Here is an 18,943-nt window from a genome sequence, read left to right as displayed (position 1 = left end):
CCACATGACCCTGATTACAAAAACCGCGAAGCGTACCCGCCTCGACGACCAGTTCGACAAGATCCGCGCAATGGAAGAGGCCGGCCTGGGCCGCTCCCGTGGTGGCTCCCGCTTTTTCAACAAGTTCAAGAACAACAAGCTCGCCGTCATCGGGCTGGTGGTCTTTTCGATCATTGTGCTGGCCTCGGTCCTCGCGCCGCTGCTGACCCCGTACGATCCGCAGAAGATCAACCTGCGCGCTATACTACAGCCTCCCTCCTGGGAGCACTGGTTCGGCACCGACCGCACCGGGCGCGATCTTTTTGCGCGCGTCCTCTATGGTGGGCGCATCTCTATCCTGGTGGGTCTGGGCAGCGCCGTGCTGTCGGCGGCGCTGGGCGTGCTGATCGGCGTCTATAGCGGCTATGTTGGCGGCTGGCTTGATGCGCTGGCTATGCGCATCTCCGAAATCTTCATGGCCTTTCCGCAGATCATCCTTGTGCTGCTGCTGGTGTCGATCCTGGGCCAGTCGCTGCTCAACCTGATGATCATCTTCACGTTGACCGGTTGGGGCGGCATCTATCGTATGTCGCGCGCCCGAATGCTGAGCCTGCGCGAAGAGGAATATGTGCTGGCGCTGCGTAGCTTCGGGCTGAGCCGGCCACTGATTGCCTACAAGCACATGCTGCCCAACGCGCTGGGGCCGATCATGGTCAACATCACGCTCAGCACGGCCGCCTTCATCCTGCAGGAAGCGGGGCTCTCGTTCCTGGGCCTGGGCGTGCCGCTGTCGCTGCCGACCTGGGGCAACATTCTCAACGTCGCGCAGGACCTGCGCGTGCTGCGAAACAATTGGTGGATCTGGCTGCCGGTGGGGATGGTGATTTCGCTGTTCGTGCTGAGCGTCAATTTCATCGGCGACGGGTTGCGCGATGCGACCGACCCGACACAGCAAGGATAATGGCATGACCGACACTCAAGACGTCGCCATCAGCGTCAGGGATCTCAAGACCTTCTTTTACACCAACAACCGGTGCAACAAGGCGATCAACGGCGTTTCCTTCGACATCAAGAAGGGCAAGACCCTCTGCATCGTGGGCGAAAGCGGCTGCGGCAAGAGCGTGACGGCTGCCACCATCATGCAATTGCTGCCCCGCCTGTCGCGGATCGAGGAAGGTGAGATCATCTATCACAGCGAGGAAGGGGACATTCCCCTGCACGCGCTGGAGCGCAATGGACGCGACATGCGGCGCATCCGCGGCTCGGAAATCGCCATGATCTTCCAGGACCCGATGACGGCCCTCAATCCGGTTTATTCTATCGGTTTCCAGATCAAGGAAAGCCTCAAGTACCATACCGACCTCGATCGCGGGGCGGCGCACGAAAAGGCCATCGACCTGCTGCGCGAGATGGGCATTTCCATGCCCGAAAAGCGCGTCAACGATTTCCCCCATCGCTATTCCGGCGGCATGCGCCAGCGCGCCATGATCGCCATGGCGATGTCGTGCAATCCCAAGGTGCTGATCGCCGACGAGCCGACGACGGCCCTCGACGTGACCATCCAGGCACAGATCTTCGAGCTGATGGACAAGCTCAAGCGCGAGCACGGCACCGGCATCATGCTGATCACCCATGACATGGGCGTGGTGGCCGAACTCGCTGACGATGTTGCCGTCATGTATATGGGCAATATCGTTGAGGCGGGCACGGTCGATGAAGTGCTGCGCAATCCGACCCATCCCTACACCAAGGCGCTGCTGGCGTCGGTTCCCGTGCTCGGCAAGGGCAAGAACCAGGACATCCAGGCCATCCGCGGCGCGACGCCCGATCCCTATGATCGCCCCAAGGGCTGCCAGTTTGCCGCCCGTTGCGACTTTGCCACCGCCCAATGCGAGGCGATGCCCGGCGAAACCCACATCACGCCGACCCATCGGGTCATGTGCTGGCGCTACAAGGAGCTTTCCGGCAATGCAGCAGAATAAGGACGTCATCCTGCGCCTGCGCGGCGTCAAAGCCCACTTTCCGGTCAAGCAGGGCGTGTTCAAGCGCACGGTCGGCCACGTCAAAGCGGTCGATGGCGTCGATATCGACATTTATCGCGGCGAAGTGCTGGGCCTTGTCGGTGAGAGCGGCTGTGGCAAGACCACGCTGGGCAAGACCATCCTGCAACTGGTCAAGCCGACCGATGGCGAGATCGTCTACCGCTCCGCCGAGAATGCCGTGACCGACCTGGCCAAGCTCAACGACCAGGGCCTTGAGCCCTACCGCAAGCGCCTGCAGATCGTGTTTCAGGACCCGCATTCTTCGCTCAATCCGGCCTTCACCATCTTTGGTTCGCTCGAGGATCCGCTGAAGAAATACGGCGTCAAAACGCGCGAGGAACGCCGCAAGATCATCGGCGATCTGCTCGAAGCGGTGAACATGCGCCGTGAATACATGGATCGCTATCCGCATGAGTTTTCGGGCGGCCAGCGCCAGCGCATCGGCATCGCCCGGGCGCTCAGCATCGAGCCCGAACTGATCGTCTGCGACGAGGCGGTCAGCGCCCTCGACGTGTCGATCCAGGCGCAGGTGCTGCAGCTCCTGATGAAGCTCAAGCGTGAGAAGAACCTCACCTATGTCTTCATCACCCATGACCTCAGCGTCACCGAATATATCTGCGACCGGGTCGCGGTGATGTATCTGGGCCGGGTGGTAGAACTGTGCCGTTCCGAAGACCTCTTCGAGGGCAACCTGCACCCCTATACCGAGGCGCTGCTCTCGGCCATTCCGGTGGCCGACCTCGACAAGCAGACCAATCGCATTGTGCTTGAGGGCGACGTGCCCAGCCCGGTCAACCCGCCGTCCGGCTGCCCGTTCCATCCGCGCTGCCCCAAGGCGATCGACATGTGCCGCACGGTCGTGCCGCCGCTCAAACGCTACGAAACCAATGGCCACGAGCATTTCGCTTCCTGCCATCGCATCGAATTGCCCGAGGTCGCGCCCGCAACTCTGGCCGCCTCGGCCTGACCCCTTTCTTCCCTGGAGCCAATATGTGTGCCTTCAAGCTTTCTGAAATTACCGGTGTGATTCCGGCGCTGGTGACCCCGTTCGACGAGAACGAGAACCTCGACGAGGCGCGGATGCGCTCGATCGTTGAGTTCCTCATCGGTCGCGGCGTACACGGGCTCTATGTCACGGGCAGCACTGGCGAGGCGTTCATGATGACGCTCGAAGAGCGCAAGCGCGCCCTCGAAGTGGTGATCGAGCAGGTCAAGGGGCGCATTCCGGTCATCGCCCATGTCGGTGCCATCAGCACGCGCCTCTCCATCGATCTGGCCAAGCATGCCGAAAAGTCCGGTGCCGATGCGCTGTCCTCGGTGCCGCCGTTCTACTGGGGGTTCTCGCAGGACCAGGTGGTCGGCTACTATACCGACATCACCAATGCCACCAACTTGCCGATGATCGCCTACAACGTGCCGCTGGCGGGCCTGTTCGGCTTCGACATGATCAAGCGTCTGTCGGAGATCAAGGGCGTCGAAGGCATCAAGTACACCGCGCCGACCCACTTCGAAATCATGCGCATCAAGGCCGAAATCGGCAAGGATTTCGTCATCTATTCGGGCGCTGACGAAATGGCGATGTCGGGCCTGTCCTTCGGCGCAGATGGCATCATCGGCTCGTTCTACAACGTCATCCCGGAAACCTTCATCGGCATCGATGCGGCGATCAAGGCCGGCGACATGCCCCGTGCCAAGGAGCTGCAGGAAGTCGCTAATGCGGTGATCTTCTTCTCGCTCAGCCGCAACCCCATCGCGGCCATCAAGCGCGCCATGGCCTGGCAGGGTGCCGATGCCGGCTATTGCCGCAAGCCGTTCGGGAACTTCTACGACGCGGAGTCCGAGGCCAAGCTCAAGGAAGATTTCCGCGGCCTCAAGCGCGACCGCAACCTGACCGGCGTCGCCTTCCTCGACGCGCTCTAAGCCTCAAGCAGCCGCCGCCGGTCATCGGCGGCGGTTTTTTTATGCCGGGGAAGGGGACTGGGCATGCCAATCATCACGCCGTTGACGCTCAATGGCGACCGCTCGGTGCGCAGCGGCAGCACTGCGGCGCTGGCCGATGCCATCCGCCGGGGTGGCGATCTGCGCATACGCACGGCCTTCCGGCACAACGAACATATCGACACCAGCTCGGCGAGCGCCGAACTGGTCGACGAGGTCGCCGAATTTCGCCAAACGCTGCTGATGGACGACCAATGGTCCGCTGGCATCATGACACTGCGCATGCCCGTTGAGATTCCAACGGGGTTTGGACCGCGGCCCTCCATGTCCTTCTTCATCTATAATCAGGACGCCCAGCAGGCGATCGCTCGGCCGTTTCTCGACGGTGGACCGGCGCATGGTGCCCTCGGGCCATCGCCGCTCGATGACCATAGCGCCATGCCGCGCTACCATCAGGCCGATAGTTGGGACGCCGGCACCAATGCGCCCAGCAGCAATTTCATCTACGACTTCGACAGCTATGCCTTCCTTATCAACGACCGGTGGCAGGAAGTTTACGCGCATGACGGTGAGGGGCGTGCCGCCTCTGGTGCACTCGGTGACCTGACCGATGCGTTCAGGCAGGGTTGCCCGATCAAGCTCGCCATCAGCGGCCTGTGCGCGGACCTCGCTCCCGAGGCTCCGCTTGCGCATGAAGTCTTCGTCCATGCGGGCTCCTGTTACTATTACACCGAGCAAAAGCTGTTCCTCACCGGCACCCATCCGGTGGTCCGCGTCCGGCCCGGCATGCCGCTGCGTTACACCAGTCAGAGCTGGGACTTCGGCTGGCTCGTTGCACGCACGGATGGCGAGATCGAACGCTGGCTCTGCAATCCCTATACGCTCAAATTCGAGCGCAGCCGTTCCCGCCACGCCATCCGATGGTTCGCCGCCCCATGACCAAGCGCATGACTGACCTCAGAGGCAATTGGGCCTCGCTGCTCCTGCCCATCAATGACGATGACAGCATCGATTTCGCCCGCCTCGGCGAGGAGATCGACATCGTGATCGCCGCTGGCGTCGATGGCATCTATTCCAACGGCACCGCCGGCGAGTTCCACAGCCAGACTGAAGCGGAGTTCGACCGCATCCAGCAGCTGCTGGCCGAACGCTGCTCGGCCGCGGGCATGCCCTTCATCATCGGCGCCTGCCAACCCGATGCGCGTCTGTCGCTTGAGCGTGTCCGTCGCGCCGCAGCGCTTAAGCCGCGTGCCATCCAGGTCATTCTTCCCGATTGGTGGCCGGTTTCCAATTCGGAGGCGCGCACCTTCCTCGAAGATGCCTGCGCCGCCGCGCCGGGTATTCCGCTGGTGCTCTATAATCCTCCCCACGCCAAGCGCGTGCTTTCGCCCAGCGACCTCGCCGAAACGCTGACCGGTCTGCCGCAGGTGGTTGGCGTCAAGCTCGCCATTGGCGGTGCGGATTGGTACGCCGCGGCCCGAAGCCATCTCGGCGATCTCGCGCTATTCGTGCCCGGCCATCACCTGGCCACCGGCCGCAAAGAGGGGGTGGCGGCGGGCGCATTCTCCAATGTCGCGTGCCTGTCGCCCAGCGGGGCGCAGCGCTGGACCGATTTGATGGATACCGACCTCGATGCGGCGCTCGAGATCGAAACCCGCCTGCGCCAGTTCATCCTTGGCCATATCCTGCCCTTCGCCGAGCAGGGCTATTCCAATGCCGCCCTGGATAAGCTCCTCGCGGCCATCGGTGGGTGGGCGCCGGTCGGGACGCGCCTGCGCCGTCCCTACAAGTCGATTGATCCCGAAGCTGCAGTGCAGCTCCGGCCCATTGCCAAAAGCCTGATCCCAGAAATCATGCTGGATTGAGCGCAGCCTTCACGTCGGCGCGGACCTGATCGACCAGGTTCCGCGCCGTATCGTGGAACAGGGCATCGCGCTGCGCCGTGGTCAGTCCGAGCTGCCGCGCCCCGCGCTTCATCGCCCGCAATTGCTCATAGCGGATATAGGTCATCCGTCCGTCGCAATGACCGAGGCTCAGATTGTGGTTCTCCGGCGAGAGGAAGGCCCAGGCATAGCCGAAGGCGATATACTTGCCGCGCGTCGGCCCGATCATGTCGTCACCGCCATACATCACGCGGTCGACGCCGACGCCGGTGTAAAGCGCGTCCAGCGCATCGGCTTCGCAGACGGTCGATGTGTCGTACCAGATATTGGGGAGGCCCCGCAGGCTCGCTGCGGCCTTCTCGATGGCCCAGGCCGAATAGCTGCGTGCGCAGTGGGCCAAAACCCATTTCACATTGGGGTACTTTTCGCTCAGCCGGCGAAGCTCGGCGATATTGTCCGGGTCGCTGACCGCCAGCCGCTTGGAGAGGTGCATCATCACCAGCAGGCCCAGGCGATCGGCCAGCGCGATCTGCCGCTCCGGTAGGAAATCGGTGATCCCGGCATCGGCGCGGTCGCCGTTGGTCGCGTAGAGCAGGTAGGGCTTGAGCCCGATCAAACCGTGGCTGCGGACCGTAGCCTCGATCTCGGCATCGCTCATCCCGGGATGGACCAGCATCAGCCCGGCCGATGCAGCAGACTTGCTCGTCTGCTCGGCGATATAGGCGTTGGAGGCGTCGAAGTCGCAGGGATGGGGAAACGGGAAAGGGAAGGCCAGGCGCTCGACCTGTCGCCCGGGCATCAGGGTCGCATCGAAGTCTTCGGCAACCTCCCAGCTGACTTCCGGGAAATAGCGCCCGATGCTGGCCCGATAGGGGCCGCTTGCCTTGTCGGGATCGATGTTGAAATCCCAGCGGTAGATGTGGGTGTGCACGTCGAATACCCGCTGTGGCACGAAGCTGTCCAGCTCTTCGGTCCAGATGCGGCGGTCGAGGTCGGTCGGGGCGTAATGGGTCACGAGCGAGGATCCGGTCTAGTGTTGGGGATGGGTGGTTAGGCTCGGCCACAGGCGGCACGTTTTGGCCCCAATCGATCGTCTGCTCCTCATTCGCCTTCCTCCTCAGATTGACGGCTATCATATTACGCTAATAACCATATAATCTGTCAACCAAAGGCATTCTGGGAGGAAGTAATTGGGTAGCGGGCAAGATCACTGGCGCAAGGCGCAGACACTTATTCCGGGGGGCAATATGCTGTTGTCCAAGCGCCCGGAAATGTTCCTGCCCGAACAGTGGCCGGCCTATTTCAGCAAGTCCAAGGGCTGTCGCGTCTGGGATCTCGATGGGGTCGAGCTGATCGACATGACCATCATGGGTGTCGGCGCCAATACACTCGGCTACGGCAACGAGGCGGTCGATGCCGCCGTGCTGCAGGCCGTTGCCGCCGGGAATATGTCGTCGCTCAACGCCCCGGAAGAGGTTGAACTCGCCGAGCGTCTGGTCGAGCTGCACCCATGGGCCGACATGGCTCGTTTTGCCCGCAGCGGCGGCGAAGCTGACGCGATTGCCGTGCGCATTGCCCGCGCCGCATCCGGCCGCGACGGCGTCGCCATCTGCGGTTATCACGGCTGGCATGACTGGTATCTGGCCAGCAATCTTGGCGAGGATGATAGCCTTGCCGGTCACCTGCTGCCGGGCCTCAGTCCCCAGGGCGTGCCGCGTTCGTTGCGCGGGAGCGTCTATCCCTTCTCCGTCAACGATGTCGCGGGCCTGGAGGCGCTGATCGCCACCGGCAAGATCGGCGTCATCATGATGGAAGTGTCGCGCAATTTCGATCCGTCCGTCGCCTTCCTGCAAAAGGTGCGTGAACTGGCGAGCGCCAATGGCATCGTCCTGATCTTTGACGAATGCACCTCCGGCTTCCGCCAGAGCTTTGGCGGGCTGCAAAAGCTATATGGGGTGGATCCCGACATGGCGGTGTTCGGCAAGGCCCTCGGCAATGGCTATGCGGTAACCGCCGTCATCGGCCGCCGCGAGGTCATGCAGGCGGCGCAGAACACCTTCATCAGCAGCACCTTCTGGACCGAGCGCATCGGATCGGTCGCGGCTCTGGCCACGCTGAAAGAGATGGAGCGCGAGAAGTCCTGGGAAGTGATCACCGCCACCGGCCGCACCATCACCGAGCGTTGGAAAACACTGGCGGCCAAGCACGGCCTGACCATCAGCACTGCCGGTCTGGCGGCGCTGACCGGCTTCAGCTTCGCGGGGCCCAACGGCCTCGCCTACAAGACCCTCATCAGCCAGGAAATGCTGGCCAAGGGCTATCTGGCGGGCAACAGCGTCTATGTTTGCACCCAGCACACGCCCGACATTGTTGATGGCTATTTTGAAGCGCTGGATCCGATTTTCGGCCTGATCGCAGAATGCGAAAATGGCCGCGACGTGATGGGCCTGCTCAAGGGGCCCGTCTGCCACAGCGGCTTCAAGCGACTGAACTGACCGGACAACCCCAATGACCCAAACTTTGAAAGCCCAAAAGCTCACGGCCGAGGCGATTGTGCCCTACGTGACGATCCTGTCCGCACCAGACCGCAAGGCGACGGTGGTCGAACCAGTGCTCGAGATTGGTGACGTCCCGGGGCATCACGCCTTCACCATTCTCTGCCCGAACCCGGTCAGCGAAGGCGCGATCAGCATCACTGCGCTGGAGCGGCACGCGCACTCCACCCAGAGCTTTTTGCCGATCAAGTCGGGACGGTGGCTGGTGCTGGTTGCGCCGACGGCGAGCGACGATTCGCCAGATCTGTCCGGCGCGAAGGCCTTCGTGGCCGGGCCGGAGGACGCCATCTGCATTGGCCGGAACGTCTGGCATGCCGGACTCACCGTGCTCGATAAGCCAGCCGAATTCGGCATGTTGATGTGGAAGGCCGATGCCGGCGACGATGGCGTGCTGCATCAGCTGGATGCGCCGCTGACGATCACGCTCTAAAGGCTCAACTCCTGCGGCCGCACACGGATCGTGCGCGGCCGCAGGTCGGTTTCGGTCAGGCCGCCTGAGAGACCAGATCGGCGATGCCGATGATGCCGGCGTCGGCGCCGAGCTGGGCGGGTGCGAGCTGGGGCCGGAGATGGGGGGCGACACCATCCAGCGCTGCATCGAGCGCGGCGCGGAAGGTGGGCAGCATGCCGATGCCGCCGCCCAGAATGACGATCTCGGGGTCGACCAGCCGCTGCAGGTCAACGAGGCTGTAGGCGACACGGTTTGCCGCGTCGCGGACGACCTGCAGGGCCGCCTCGTCGCCACCTTCAATCGCTGCAAACAGCGCGCGCGTATCGGCCGGAAGGCCAGACTTTTCGGCGGCAGCGGACATGGCGAAACCGGAGGCCTGGTTTTCCAGGCGCTCCCCGCCGGAGGGACCCTGCACCTGGCCAAGGCTACCGGCCAGGCCGCGTGCGCCTTCGATCAGCCGCCCACCCAGTACCAGCCCGCCGCCAATGCCCGACGAGACCGTAACAAAAGCGGTGTCGCGGCCCTTGCCGGCACCGAAGCGATATTCGCCCCAGGCTGCGGCCTGCGCGTCGTTTCGGGCAATGACGGGGCAACCGAGGCGCTCGCTCAGCGACTGCTCGAGGGGGGTGTTTTCGGGGATCGGCAGGGTGCGGGGATTGAGCGCGGACCAGTGACCGGCGCGCATGACGCCTGTTACGGCGGCACCGGCGCGGGTGAATCTGCCTTCCCAGCCGTCTACGAGCCCAGCGATGACATCAAACCAGGCCGGGCTCGCGACGTCCTTGGGGGTCGCCACGACGCGGCTTTCGAGAATGGTCGAACCACGCACGAGGGCGGCAAGGGCTTTGGTTCCACCGATATCGAGGGCGAGGACAGTCTCGTTCATGCTGGCGCGAGCATTGTCGACGGCATCGCGGAACCAGCCGGTCACATGTTCGGTGCGGGTGATGGCCGAGCCGACACAGACCGCGTTGGCGCCAGCGCGCATGGCGGCGGCGGCGGCGGGTGGGGAATTGTAGCGACCTTCGGCGACCACAGTGGCGCCCAGTTCGCGGCAGGCGGTGACGAAGTCGAGGTCGGGACCTTCGGGGATGGGGCCACCGGTATAGCCCGACATGGTGGTGCCCAGGATATCAAAGCCCATGGCTTTGGCAGCGCGCGCTTCGGCGATGGTGGAAAGGTCGGCCATCGCGATGCGACCGCGGGCCTTGATGGCCGCGAGCAGGGTTTCGACAGGAACGGGGTGGGGGCGGTCGGTCGCGTCGACGGCGATGATGTGGGCCCCGGCATCGGCCAGCGCTTCGACGTCTTCAAGGAAGGGCGTGATACGGACCGGGAAGCCATCGAGGTCGCGCTTGACGATGCCGACGATGGGCAGGTCGCAGGCCTTGGCGACGGCAGCGACGTTCTCGGCGCCTTCGATGCGCAGGGCGCGTGCGCCGCCATCCCGTGCGGCAAGGGCAAAGGCGACGATCGAGGGGATGGTGTCGAGCGGGCCATCGTCGACCGGCTGGCAGGAAACGATCAGACCGCCATCGAGGCCTTCAAGCAGGGAGGTGCTCATGGGGAAATTGGCTCCAGGGTGATTTCTCGGCGCTCCAGGCTCGATTGCTGGGCGGCGGCAATGATGGCGACCAGCTGCCGGCCATAGGCGGCATCGACGGGCACGGGGCCGCCGTTTTCGATGGCGCCGATAAAGGCCTGCCATTCGCGGCGCACGGCGCCATCCATCGGGTCAGCTTCGCTGGGGCAGGGCAGGTCGCGCCAGACGCCATTTTGCCCAACGCGCAGGAGGCCGTCGAGATCGACCGATAGAGTGCCGTTTTCGCAGACCACCTGCAGGGCCGAGGTCACGGCGCCGTTGGCGTAGCCGAGGCTGGTGACGTGGCCGAAGCGGCCATCGGCAAAGCGCAGGTTGATGAACGCGGTGTCATCGGCGTCCTGGTGGTGGAAGGCGGCCGACATCATGGCGCTGACGCCGGTCACGTCGCCGCCCATCAGGTAGACGAGCCGGTCCAGCGCGTGGATGCCGGCAGTCATCAGCATGCCACCGCCGGTCGCGCGGTCGAGGTGCCAGGCTTGGCGATTGCCCTCCATCCAGAGCTTGATGAAGGCGCTGGTGCCCATGATGGGGCGGCCGATGGCGCCGGAAGCCAGGAATTCCGTGGTGGCCAGCATGGGCAGAAAGAAGCGCGGCACATGGCCGATCATGAAGCGGCCCGACGAAGTGCTCGCCGCAGCGGCGATGGCGTCGCAATCGGCCAGCGAAACGGCCATGGGCTTTTCAAGCAGCACATGCTTGCCAGCGCCGAGGGCAGCGACAGCGATATCGCGGTGCAGGTCATGGGGCGTGGCGATCACCACGGCATCCACGGCCGCGTCGTCGAGCAGGTCCTGCCAGGCGGTGTAGGGCGTGCCGCCATGCTCGGCGGTGAAGGCGGCAATGGCCGTCGCGTCATTGCGGCAGGCTGCTACGAGCCGTGCCCCGCTGACCCCGCGCAGGGCCCGTGCGTGGACGGCACCGAAATGCCCCGCGCCAATAATTCCAATTCCGATCATGATTTTGCTGCCGTGTATATGTCGTCGATGAGCCGCATGGCGGCGAGATAGTCGTCGAGGCTGACCAGTGGCGCCCGATTTTCGCGCAGCCGCGCCAGCGTATCGGCCATGAAGGCGCGATAGCGCAGGGCGGGGAGCAGGGGCGTCAGCGCGCGCGGGCCATTGGCGCCCGGCGAAAAGCCGATGACGCTGCTGCCGTGGTCGATGCAATAGTGCGAGGCGGTGACGGTACGCCACTCGAAGTCGCCGCCCGGCGCCATATCAGGCACTGTATAGCCGGCTTCAACGGTGAAGAGCGCGCCGGCCTCGTCGGTCAGCACGACGTGGCAGTGGTCTTCAACGGCTTCCTCCGCGTGGAGGCGCTTGGTGACTACGGCGGAGACGATCCGCAGTTTCCCATGTGCCAGGCTTAGGGCGCAGTCGATGCCGTGAATGCCGAGATTGCGCAGGGCGCCGCCGCCGCCAATGGCGGGATCCAGAACCCAGCCGACGCCGTCGTCGCGATAGCGCTGCGGCGGGCCGTTGACGAGGCGGAAATGCGCATGGGCGATGGGCTGCCCCTGGGGGCTTTCCATCGCGGGACCAAAGCGGTTGGCCAACGGCACGGCGACGAAAGTGCCACGCGCCCGTGCCTGCTCGGCAAGGGCCGCGATGCTGGCGGTGTCGGGGGCCGCGGGCTTCTCCAGTATCATCGGAATGCCGGATTCAATGACGCGTGCGGCAAGGGCAGGGACCTCATTGGGGTGCCCCATCGCGACGATCAGGTCTGGACGCGCGGCAAGAATGGCGTCGAGCTCGGCCACGGGCGCCTGCTCATGAGCATCGGAAAAGCGATGCGCGATACCGGTGTCCCAGTCCCAGATGTGGGAAATTTTCGCGCCGGCGTTTCGCGCTGCATCGGCGTGCATGGCAGCATGCCAATGGCTGACGCCGAGAAGGGCAATGTTCATGAAGTCCGCTCCGTCATTGGAGAGGGGCGGCGCGTAGCGCCACCCCTCGATCATCATTACTCTACAAAGGCGACGGCCGAACCGTCCCACTGCATCAGGCGCACATCGGTGCGCGGCGCGCCGGTGCTGTCCTCGCCGCCAACCAACAATACACCCTCCGGCAGGGAGAAGCTGGCGCCATATCCCATACCTTCGGGCAAGGCGCCGACCTGGCTCCAGGCGCCGTTGGTGAGGGCATAGATCTCATCGCGCCAGGTCTTGGTCAGGCCTTCATGGGCGAACCACTTTCCGGCCTGGCTGTTGTCGCGGGCGCCGGGGAAGTTTGCGCCGCCAGCAAGCAGGACAGTGTCGCCGACCTGACCTGCATAGGCCCCGGCCACGCCTTCCTGCGCGGTGGCGGAAGATGGCGCCGGCAGGCTGGCTTGGGCTTCCCAGGTGGCGCCGTCGCTGGTGAGGGTGATGGTCTTGACCTCGTCGGTGCGCAGGCCCGGCTTGATCTCGCCGTTCAGCAGCAAGAACTTGTCATTGCCCAGATCGACGAAGGCAGCGTCGCAATTGGGCAGGAACGGGTTTTCACCCATATCGCCCCAACTATTGGTGGCGGGGTCATAGGTCAGCAGCGTGTCGTTCCACTCGTAGAACTCGGGCGGCTGGGCCATATAGCCCTGCACGATGGCAGCGTATTTGTCCGGCTCGGTCTTGCTGTCGGTGGTGTTGACGTCGTTGAGGTACTTGTCGAACAGCGCCTTGTTGTAGCCGCCTGCGATCACGATGCGGCCGTCGGCGGCCGACATTGCCCGCGCGCCAGACAGGCCCGCAGGCGTGGTGGTGTCGAGCTTGGCCCAGCTATCTGCTGCCAGGTCATAGACATAGGCGGTATCAAAGATGATGGGCGAGACGGCGTCGGCAGTTTCCTTGCCGTTGCCGCCGAAGATGTAGAGCTTGCCGTTGCTGGCGATGGATGCCGCGCCATTGGTTGGGGCGCCAATGAAGCTGGCCCGCTCGGTCCATCCGTCAGCGATGTTGTTGAGATCAAGGGCATAGAGCGCCTGTCCGGCAGTGCCCAGGCCAACCAGAATCGTATCGCCGATCCGGGCGGACACGCCGCTTTTGATTCCGACGGGAAGGTCGGGCCATTCCTGCGCCATCGCCTGAGCTCCTCCGAGTGCCGCTGCCAGTGCCAAGGCGCAGGTCAGGGTTCTGAATTTCAGCATTTGTCTTCCTCCGCGTGCCGCGAAACCTCTGTCGCGGCGCAGGGACTATGATCGTGGGATATCCCACAAGTCAATATCGCACAAACCGTCTTGCCGGATATCCTACAAGTGGGTATAGGATAAGGCGCCAGGACGGCTGAAAGGGTGATAAGCTCGCTGAAACACCCGCAGCAGGAGACCCGGAATGAACGCAACGAGATCGATAAAGCCGCTGAACAGGCCTCCCCTGTTGCACGTGACCGTGCAGGAGAGCCTTCGCGACTATGTCGAGAGCAATGGCCTCAAGGCGGGCGATCCCCTGCCGCCCGAGACCTTCCTTGCTCAGCAGCTCGGCGTTGGTCGCAACTCGGTCCGCGAGGCGATCAAAGCGTTGGAGTCACTCGGAATTCTTGAGACCCGCCGCGGTGTTGGCGTTTTCGTCAAGGAATTCTCGTTCCAGCCCCTGCTCGACAATCTGGCCTATGGGCTCGGCGATAGCCTGCGCGATATCGAGGAACTGCGCGAGATCCGCCGCGTTCTGGAAACGGGGCTCATTGGCAAGACCATTGAAGTGATTCCCGAATCCGACATTGCCGAGCTTCGGGCCGTGACGCAGCGGATGCGCGAGCGTGCCGAGCGCAATGAGAGCTTCGCCGAAGAAGACCAGCTTTTCCATGAGCTGCTGTTCCGCTGCCAGAACAACCGCATGCTGAACGGCCTGATCGAAGTGTTCTGGCGCGCCTTCTACAAGGCGTCCGACTTCGCCAACCTTACCAATTCTGATCCGCTGGCCACCTGGCGCGATCACCATGAAATCGTCGAGGCGATTGTCGCCCGCGATGTCGAGAGAGCCCGCACCCGCCTGGATGAGCATTACCAAGGCATTATGGGGGTCATCGAGATGAACAAGCAGACTTTGAAGACGTAACGGGGAGGATCCCAATGACGCTGAAAGCCTTTACTCGCTCAATCGCCGTCGCGGCGCTACTCGGTGCTACCGCACTGACGCTGCCAGCCATCGCGCAAGAGCCCACCACGATCACCGGCGGTTTCGACGTCGGTCCGGGTGGTTTCCAGGGCAATTTCAATCCGCTGGCTGCTACAGGTGGTTTTACCTGGCTCAATGTCTACTTTGAGCCCCTGGTCATCTATAATGCTGAACTCACCAAGCTCGAAGGCGCCCTCGCCACTGAGTGGTCGTTCAGCGAAGACCAGCGCGAAGTGACTTTCAAGCTGGCTGAAGAAACCTGGCATGATGGTGAGGCTTTCACCTCCGCTGACGTCAAGTTCACGCTCGAGCTGGCCAAGAATGCCGCTGCTGGCAGCGTGTTCGCCGCCCGTCTGGGCAAGATCAGCTCGATCGAAGCCCCCGACGATCGCACCGTCGTTCTCAAGCTGAGCGCACCCGATTCTGGCCTGCTTTCGGTACTGGCGCAGGTGATGATGCTGCCCGAGCATGCCCTGTCGAGCATTGCGCCCGAAGCCATCGCCACCAGCACCTGGTGGGCAACCACCCCGATCGGCACCGGTCCGTTCAAGTTCACCAAGTATGTGACCGACCAGTATGTCGAACTGGCCGCCGACGAGGACTATCGCCTCGGTCGTCCGCTGACCGACCGCATCATCAACCGCTACTTCGACAATTCGGCTGCTGCCGTGTCGGCCCTGCGCGCTGGTGAAGTCGACTTCACCTATGTCGAGCCCGACGATGCCAAGACCTTTGCTGGCAACGCCGATTTCCGCGTGATCGAGGGTGCGTCCTTCGTGGTGAACTATGTTGGTTTCAACCACATGGTCGACCTCTGGAACGACGTCCGCGTTCGCCAGGCCTTCATGTATGCCATCGACCGCCAGGCCATCATCGAGAGCCTCTATGGCGGTGCCGCGCAGGCGGCAAACTGCGGCTACGTCGCTGACCAGCTCGTGCCGTCGGATATCGAGCAGTATGCCTACGACCCCGAAAAGGCCAAGGCGCTGCTGGCTGAAGCCGGCTGGGCCGATATCAACGGCAACAAGCCGATCACCTGGCTGACCTATTACAACACCCCGCTTGCAGCCAACGTGATGGCCGCTGCCCAGGCCATGCTGGCCCAGGTTGGCATCAATGTGGTGCCGCGTGTTGTCGATACGCCGACCTATAACGGCATTGTCTACAAGGAAGGCAATCCGGACTGGAACGAGTTCCCGCTGGTTTATGCCGGTCTGCAGAACGGTCCGAACCCGGCTGGTATCAACGTCGGCCTCAATGAATCGCAGCTGCCGCCAAACGGCGCCAACATCATGCGCGTCAAGAACCAGAAGCTGAGCGCCGCCTTCGACGCCGCTCTCGCCGAGACCGATCCGGCCCAGGCCGACGCACGCTGGCAGGATGTCTGCCGCGTCATGAACGCCGACCTGCCGTGGGCGACCATGTGGGTTGCCAACCGCTACGGCGTTGCCTCGAGCCATCTGGTTGACTTCGTCTGGACCCCCGCTCCGGCTGGCGGCCCATTCGCTTCGCATCCGGAAAAGTGGGCCAAGTCCGAATAGGACCAGTCCTTCCCAGCTTGATCCTGGGTGGCGCGGCGCTTGCCGGGCCACCCGCCCAGACCCAGCGGTGACGATATGATCTCTTTCATAGCCAGACGATTGGCCATTGGCCTTGTGATGCTTGTTGCGCTGAGCGTGCTGGTATTCATTCTGTTGCGCCTGGCGCCAGGTGACCCGATCGACGCCTATGTCAATCCGCAGTCGCCCCTGTCGCCCGACGCCATGCTGGCCCTGCGCGAGCGCCTTGGCCTCGATGCGCCCCTGCCAGTGCAGTATTTCGGCTGGCTGCGCGAGGCCATCACCGGCGATCTGGGTTTCTCCATCCAGCGCGTTGGTGTTCCTGTTCTGCCGCTGGTGCTTGAACGTATCGGACCGACCCTGCTGCTGATGGCGGCCGGGCTGACCATTGCGATCATCGTCGGCATTTGCGCCGGCATCATCAGCGCCGTCCGCCGCAATTCCCCCACCGATATCGGCTTTTCGGTCGTGGCTTTCGTGGGTATTTCGAGCCCCGCTTTCCTCACCGCGCTGCTCGGTCTCTATTTCTTCTCGGTGCAGCTGCGCTGGGCGCCGTCCGGCGGCATGCTGACCCCGGGCCGCGCCTTCTCGATGGGCGATCTGATTTCCCACCTGATCCTGCCGGCCTGCCTGCTCTCGATCGGCCACGCCGCGCTGATCATGCGCTACATGCGTGCATCCCTGCTGGAAGTGCTCAACCAGGATTATGTCCGCACCGCGCGTGCCAAGGGCGTCCGTGAGTTCTTCGTGATCGTCAAGCATGCGGTGCGCAACGCGCTGTTGCCGGTCGTGACCCTGATTGGTTCGACCATAGGTATCGCCGTGGGCGGCGCCATCTTCATCGAGAGCGTGTTCAACTGGCCGGGCATGGGCCTGCTGCTGGTCAATGCGGTGGAGGGGCGTGATTACCCCGTGATCATGGGTGCAACCTTGGTGATCGGCGCCTGCGTGATCGTGGTGAACCTGCTGACCGATATCACTTACGCCGCGGTCGACCCGCGCATTCAGGTGGCCTGAGATGACTGCTGCAACTGCTTCCAACCCAAGCAAGTCCGGCAACGGCCCCTGGTCCCGCGCCTGGAAACGCTTCCGCAACAACAACGCCGCTTTGGCCGGGCTCATCATCCTCGTGCCCATCCTGCTGGCGGTGACGACCTATTCCCTGTGGTGGCCCTTCGCCCCCAATGACATCGACCTGCGGGCGCTCAACCAGGGGCCCGGTCCCGTGCACTGGTTCGGCACCGATGGGGTCGGCCGCGATATCCTGGCGCGCCTGCTCCAGGGTGGCCGCATCTCGCTGACCGTCGCCGTTGTCTCGGTGGCCATTTCCATCGTCATCGGCTTCCTCGTGGGCGCCATTGCGAGCTTTGGCGGCAAGGTGGTCGACAATGGCGTGATGCGCCTCGTCGACCTGGCGATGACGCTGCCGCCGGTGATCTTCCTGCTGGTGCTGGCCTCGATTGCCGGTACGGGCATCGCGCCGACGATCATCGTGATCTCGCTGCTGTCCTGGCCGGTGCTGTCCCGCATGGTGCGTGCCCGTCTGCTGGAGCTGCGAGAGCGTGACTTCGTGGTCGCCGCCCGCGGCATGGGCGCCTCGATGCCTCACCTGCTGTTCCGCCACGGCTTGCCCAACAGCATCGACATCCTGGTCGTCTACGCGACGCTGCAGATCGCCAATGCCATCCTTCTCGAAGCGGGCTTGTCTTTCCTCGGGCTGGGCATTGCCCCGCCGGAAGCGAGCTGGGGCAACATGCTCAATGCCGCCCGCTCCACCGTCGTTCTCGAACAATATGTCTGGCAGTGGATGTTCCCCGGTGGGGCGCTGGTGCTGACCGTATTGGCCATCAATTTCCTGGGCGATGGGCTTCGTGACGCCTTCGACCCGCGATCCGACCTCAACTGATTAACACCACAAAGGCCCTAAAATGACTACCTTCCACGGCGTCGTCCCCCCAGTCGTCACGCCCCTGACCGAGGCCCATGAAGTTGATTACGCGTCGCTGACGCGCGTGATCGAGAACCTGCTCGATGGCGGCGTGCACGGCCTGTTCGTGCTCGGCTCGAGCGGCGAGATCGTGTTCCATGACGACGCGACCCGTCGCAAGATCATCGAGCACACCATCAAGATCACCAATGGCCGCGTGCCCGTTCTCGCCGGCACCATCGACCCGGCAACCGAACGCACCATCGGCCATGCCAAGGCTGCCGAAGAGCTGGGCGTCGACGCTGTCGTCGTCACTGCGCCCTTCTATGCCCGTACCAGCCAGCCTGAAGTGGCCGACCACTTCCGCTATGTGCGCGATGCGATCGACATCCCGGTCATCGCCTATGACATTCCGGTTTGCGTCAACATCAAGCTCGACCGCAAGACCACGGTGACCCTGGCACGCGAAGGCGTCATCTCGGGCCTCAAGGACTCCAGCGGCGATGACGGCAACTTCCGTTTCTGCCTGCTCGACCTGGCCGACAAGCCGGACTTCTTCCTGATGACCGGTTCGGAAATCGTCGTCGACAACGCCCTGCAGATGGGCGCCCACGGCGTCGTTCCCGGCCTCGCCAACGTCGATCCGCATGGCTATGTGCGCCTGTGGAACCACGCCAAGGCCGGCAATTGGGACGCTGCCCGCAAGGAGCAGGAACGCCTCTGCCGTCTGTTCGAAATGGTTTGGATCGCGCTGCCGCGCGTCAGCGCCGGCTCTGCTGGCGTCGGCTCGTTCAAGACCGCCATGCAGCAGCTTGGCATTATCGAAACCAACATCATGGCTCGTCCGCAGCAGCGCCTCAACGCCGCAGAGACCACCAAGATTGTCGAACTGGTCCGCGCTGCGGGCCTGATGGGCTAA

General features: G+C 63.5%; 18 protein-coding genes. 13 read left to right on the top strand and 5 right to left on the bottom strand.

The annotated features are described in order from the left end of the window. The first annotated feature begins 4 nt into the window (after positions 1-4). From ACZ5WT_RS00890 to ACZ5WT_RS00865, 6 genes are all read left to right on the top strand, one after another. Positions 5-940, top strand: a complete 936-nt coding sequence (locus ACZ5WT_RS00890; RefSeq protein ID WP_464285503.1) for an ABC transporter permease — start codon at positions 5-7, stop codon at positions 938-940. Between the two features lie 4 nt (positions 941-944). Then, entirely contained in the window at positions 945-1,961 is a 1,017-nt protein-coding gene (locus tag ACZ5WT_RS00885) for an ABC transporter ATP-binding protein (protein WP_464285502.1), read from the top strand. Next, positions 1,948-2,988, top strand: coding sequence for an ABC transporter ATP-binding protein (locus ACZ5WT_RS00880; RefSeq protein WP_464285501.1), 1,041 nt, complete (start codon positions 1,948-1,950; stop codon positions 2,986-2,988). Before ACZ5WT_RS00885 ends, ACZ5WT_RS00880 begins: the two co-directional genes overlap by 14 nt. 23 nt (positions 2,989-3,011) lie before the next feature. Next, positions 3,012-3,941: a dihydrodipicolinate synthase family protein gene (locus tag ACZ5WT_RS00875; protein WP_464285500.1), complete on the top strand. Its 930-nt coding sequence runs from the start codon at positions 3,012-3,014 to the stop codon at positions 3,939-3,941. Positions 3,942-4,004: 63 nt separating this feature from the next. After that, positions 4,005-4,898: a hypothetical protein gene (locus ACZ5WT_RS00870; protein ID WP_464285499.1), complete on the top strand. Its 894-nt coding sequence runs from the start codon at positions 4,005-4,007 to the stop codon at positions 4,896-4,898. Between the two features lie 8 nt (positions 4,899-4,906). Next, positions 4,907-5,824, top strand: coding sequence for a dihydrodipicolinate synthase family protein (locus tag ACZ5WT_RS00865; protein WP_464285498.1), 918 nt, complete (start codon positions 4,907-4,909; stop codon positions 5,822-5,824). Here ACZ5WT_RS00865 and ACZ5WT_RS00860 read toward each other — a convergent pair. After that, positions 5,811-6,857: an amidohydrolase family protein gene (locus ACZ5WT_RS00860; RefSeq protein WP_464285497.1), complete on the bottom strand. Its 1,047-nt coding sequence runs from the start codon at positions 6,855-6,857 to the stop codon at positions 5,811-5,813. The two genes, ACZ5WT_RS00865 and ACZ5WT_RS00860, sit on opposite strands and share 14 nt — an antisense overlap. 232 nt (positions 6,858-7,089) lie before the next feature. Between ACZ5WT_RS00860 and ACZ5WT_RS00855 the strand changes: the two genes are divergently transcribed. Both ACZ5WT_RS00855 and ACZ5WT_RS00850 read left to right on the top strand, forming a co-directional pair. After that, entirely contained in the window at positions 7,090-8,337 is a 1,248-nt protein-coding gene (locus ACZ5WT_RS00855) for an aminotransferase class III-fold pyridoxal phosphate-dependent enzyme (RefSeq protein WP_464285496.1), read from the top strand. A gap of 13 nt (positions 8,338-8,350) precedes the next feature. Then, positions 8,351-8,827 (top strand): ureidoglycolate lyase, encoded by a 477-nt coding sequence (locus ACZ5WT_RS00850; protein ID WP_464285495.1) that lies wholly within the window; start codon positions 8,351-8,353, stop codon positions 8,825-8,827. Positions 8,828-8,882: 55 nt separating this feature from the next. Here the strand turns inward: ACZ5WT_RS00850 and ACZ5WT_RS00845 are convergent, their stop codons facing one another. From ACZ5WT_RS00845 to ACZ5WT_RS00830, 4 genes are read right to left on the bottom strand one after another with little or no spacing between them, the layout of a single operon-like run. After that, positions 8,883-10,412: a putative N-acetylmannosamine-6-phosphate 2-epimerase gene (locus ACZ5WT_RS00845; protein WP_464285494.1), complete on the bottom strand. Its 1,530-nt coding sequence runs from the start codon at positions 10,410-10,412 to the stop codon at positions 8,883-8,885. Continuing rightward, positions 10,409-11,407, bottom strand: coding sequence for a Gfo/Idh/MocA family protein (locus tag ACZ5WT_RS00840; RefSeq protein ID WP_464285493.1), 999 nt, complete (start codon positions 11,405-11,407; stop codon positions 10,409-10,411). The genes ACZ5WT_RS00845 and ACZ5WT_RS00840 overlap by 4 nt, the downstream gene beginning before the upstream one ends. Then, the gene (locus tag ACZ5WT_RS00835; protein ID WP_464285492.1) at positions 11,404-12,357 is read right to left on the bottom strand and encodes a Gfo/Idh/MocA family protein; all 954 of its coding nucleotides are present in this window, start codon (positions 12,355-12,357) and stop codon (positions 11,404-11,406) included. The genes ACZ5WT_RS00840 and ACZ5WT_RS00835 overlap by 4 nt, the downstream gene beginning before the upstream one ends. A 56-nt stretch (positions 12,358-12,413) precedes the next feature. Further along, positions 12,414-13,571, bottom strand: a complete 1,158-nt coding sequence (locus tag ACZ5WT_RS00830) for an N-acetylneuraminate epimerase (protein ID WP_464285491.1) — start codon at positions 13,569-13,571, stop codon at positions 12,414-12,416. A gap of 184 nt (positions 13,572-13,755) precedes the next feature. Between ACZ5WT_RS00830 and ACZ5WT_RS00825 the strand changes: the two genes are divergently transcribed. The 5 genes from ACZ5WT_RS00825 to ACZ5WT_RS00805 all read left to right on the top strand — a co-directional run bounded on the left by ACZ5WT_RS00825 (position 13,756) and on the right by ACZ5WT_RS00805 (position 18,943). After that, positions 13,756-14,478, top strand: a complete 723-nt coding sequence (locus ACZ5WT_RS00825) for a FadR/GntR family transcriptional regulator (protein WP_464285490.1) — start codon at positions 13,756-13,758, stop codon at positions 14,476-14,478. 14 nt (positions 14,479-14,492) lie between these two features. Next, positions 14,493-16,079, top strand: coding sequence for an ABC transporter substrate-binding protein (locus tag ACZ5WT_RS00820; RefSeq protein ID WP_464285489.1), 1,587 nt, complete (start codon positions 14,493-14,495; stop codon positions 16,077-16,079). Between the two features lie 75 nt (positions 16,080-16,154). After that, positions 16,155-17,114: an ABC transporter permease gene (locus tag ACZ5WT_RS00815; protein ID WP_464285488.1), complete on the top strand. Its 960-nt coding sequence runs from the start codon at positions 16,155-16,157 to the stop codon at positions 17,112-17,114. A gap of 1 nt (position 17,115) precedes the next feature. Beyond that, complete coding sequence (locus tag ACZ5WT_RS00810; protein ID WP_464285487.1) at positions 17,116-18,003, top strand: ABC transporter permease; 888 nt, start codon at positions 17,116-17,118, stop codon at positions 18,001-18,003. A gap of 22 nt (positions 18,004-18,025) precedes the next feature. Next, positions 18,026-18,943, top strand: a complete 918-nt coding sequence (locus ACZ5WT_RS00805; RefSeq protein ID WP_464285486.1) for a dihydrodipicolinate synthase family protein — start codon at positions 18,026-18,028, stop codon at positions 18,941-18,943.

The organism is Devosia sp. T2-14, from assembly GCF_055397495.1.
The sequence above is the reverse complement of the archived record's forward strand: the minus strand, read 5'-3'. Positions and strand labels throughout refer to the sequence as shown.

What these genes read in the sequence shown, in the direction of transcription:
- ACZ5WT_RS00880 (WP_464285501.1), top strand. Translation starts at nt 1,948, where the DNA reads ATGCAGCAGAATAAGGACGTCATCCTGCGCCTGCGCGGCGTCAAAGCC.
- ACZ5WT_RS00875 (WP_464285500.1), top strand. Translation starts at nt 3,012, where the DNA reads ATGTGTGCCTTCAAGCTTTCTGAAATTACCGGTGTGATTCCGGCGCTG.
- ACZ5WT_RS00890 (WP_464285503.1), top strand. Translation starts at nt 5, where the DNA reads ATGACCCTGATTACAAAAACCGCGAAGCGTACCCGCCTCGACGACCAG.
- ACZ5WT_RS00885 (WP_464285502.1), top strand. Translation starts at nt 945, where the DNA reads ATGACCGACACTCAAGACGTCGCCATCAGCGTCAGGGATCTCAAGACC.
- ACZ5WT_RS00815 (WP_464285488.1), top strand. Translation starts at nt 16,155, where the DNA reads ATGATCTCTTTCATAGCCAGACGATTGGCCATTGGCCTTGTGATGCTT.
- ACZ5WT_RS00845 (WP_464285494.1), bottom strand. Translation starts at nt 10,412, where the DNA reads ATGAGCACCTCCCTGCTTGAAGGCCTCGATGGCGGTCTGATCGTTTCC.
- ACZ5WT_RS00830 (WP_464285491.1), bottom strand. Translation starts at nt 13,571, where the DNA reads ATGCTGAAATTCAGAACCCTGACCTGCGCCTTGGCACTGGCAGCGGCA.
- ACZ5WT_RS00840 (WP_464285493.1), bottom strand. Translation starts at nt 11,407, where the DNA reads ATGATCGGAATTGGAATTATTGGCGCGGGGCATTTCGGTGCCGTCCAC.
- ACZ5WT_RS00825 (WP_464285490.1), top strand. Translation starts at nt 13,756, where the DNA reads ATGAACGCAACGAGATCGATAAAGCCGCTGAACAGGCCTCCCCTGTTG.
- ACZ5WT_RS00805 (WP_464285486.1), top strand. Translation starts at nt 18,026, where the DNA reads ATGACTACCTTCCACGGCGTCGTCCCCCCAGTCGTCACGCCCCTGACC.
- ACZ5WT_RS00850 (WP_464285495.1), top strand. Translation starts at nt 8,351, where the DNA reads ATGACCCAAACTTTGAAAGCCCAAAAGCTCACGGCCGAGGCGATTGTG.
- ACZ5WT_RS00855 (WP_464285496.1), top strand. Translation starts at nt 7,090, where the DNA reads ATGCTGTTGTCCAAGCGCCCGGAAATGTTCCTGCCCGAACAGTGGCCG.
- ACZ5WT_RS00810 (WP_464285487.1), top strand. Translation starts at nt 17,116, where the DNA reads ATGACTGCTGCAACTGCTTCCAACCCAAGCAAGTCCGGCAACGGCCCC.
- ACZ5WT_RS00870 (WP_464285499.1), top strand. Translation starts at nt 4,005, where the DNA reads ATGCCAATCATCACGCCGTTGACGCTCAATGGCGACCGCTCGGTGCGC.
- ACZ5WT_RS00865 (WP_464285498.1), top strand. Translation starts at nt 4,907, where the DNA reads ATGACTGACCTCAGAGGCAATTGGGCCTCGCTGCTCCTGCCCATCAAT.
- ACZ5WT_RS00835 (WP_464285492.1), bottom strand. Translation starts at nt 12,357, where the DNA reads ATGAACATTGCCCTTCTCGGCGTCAGCCATTGGCATGCTGCCATGCAC.
- ACZ5WT_RS00820 (WP_464285489.1), top strand. Translation starts at nt 14,493, where the DNA reads ATGACGCTGAAAGCCTTTACTCGCTCAATCGCCGTCGCGGCGCTACTC.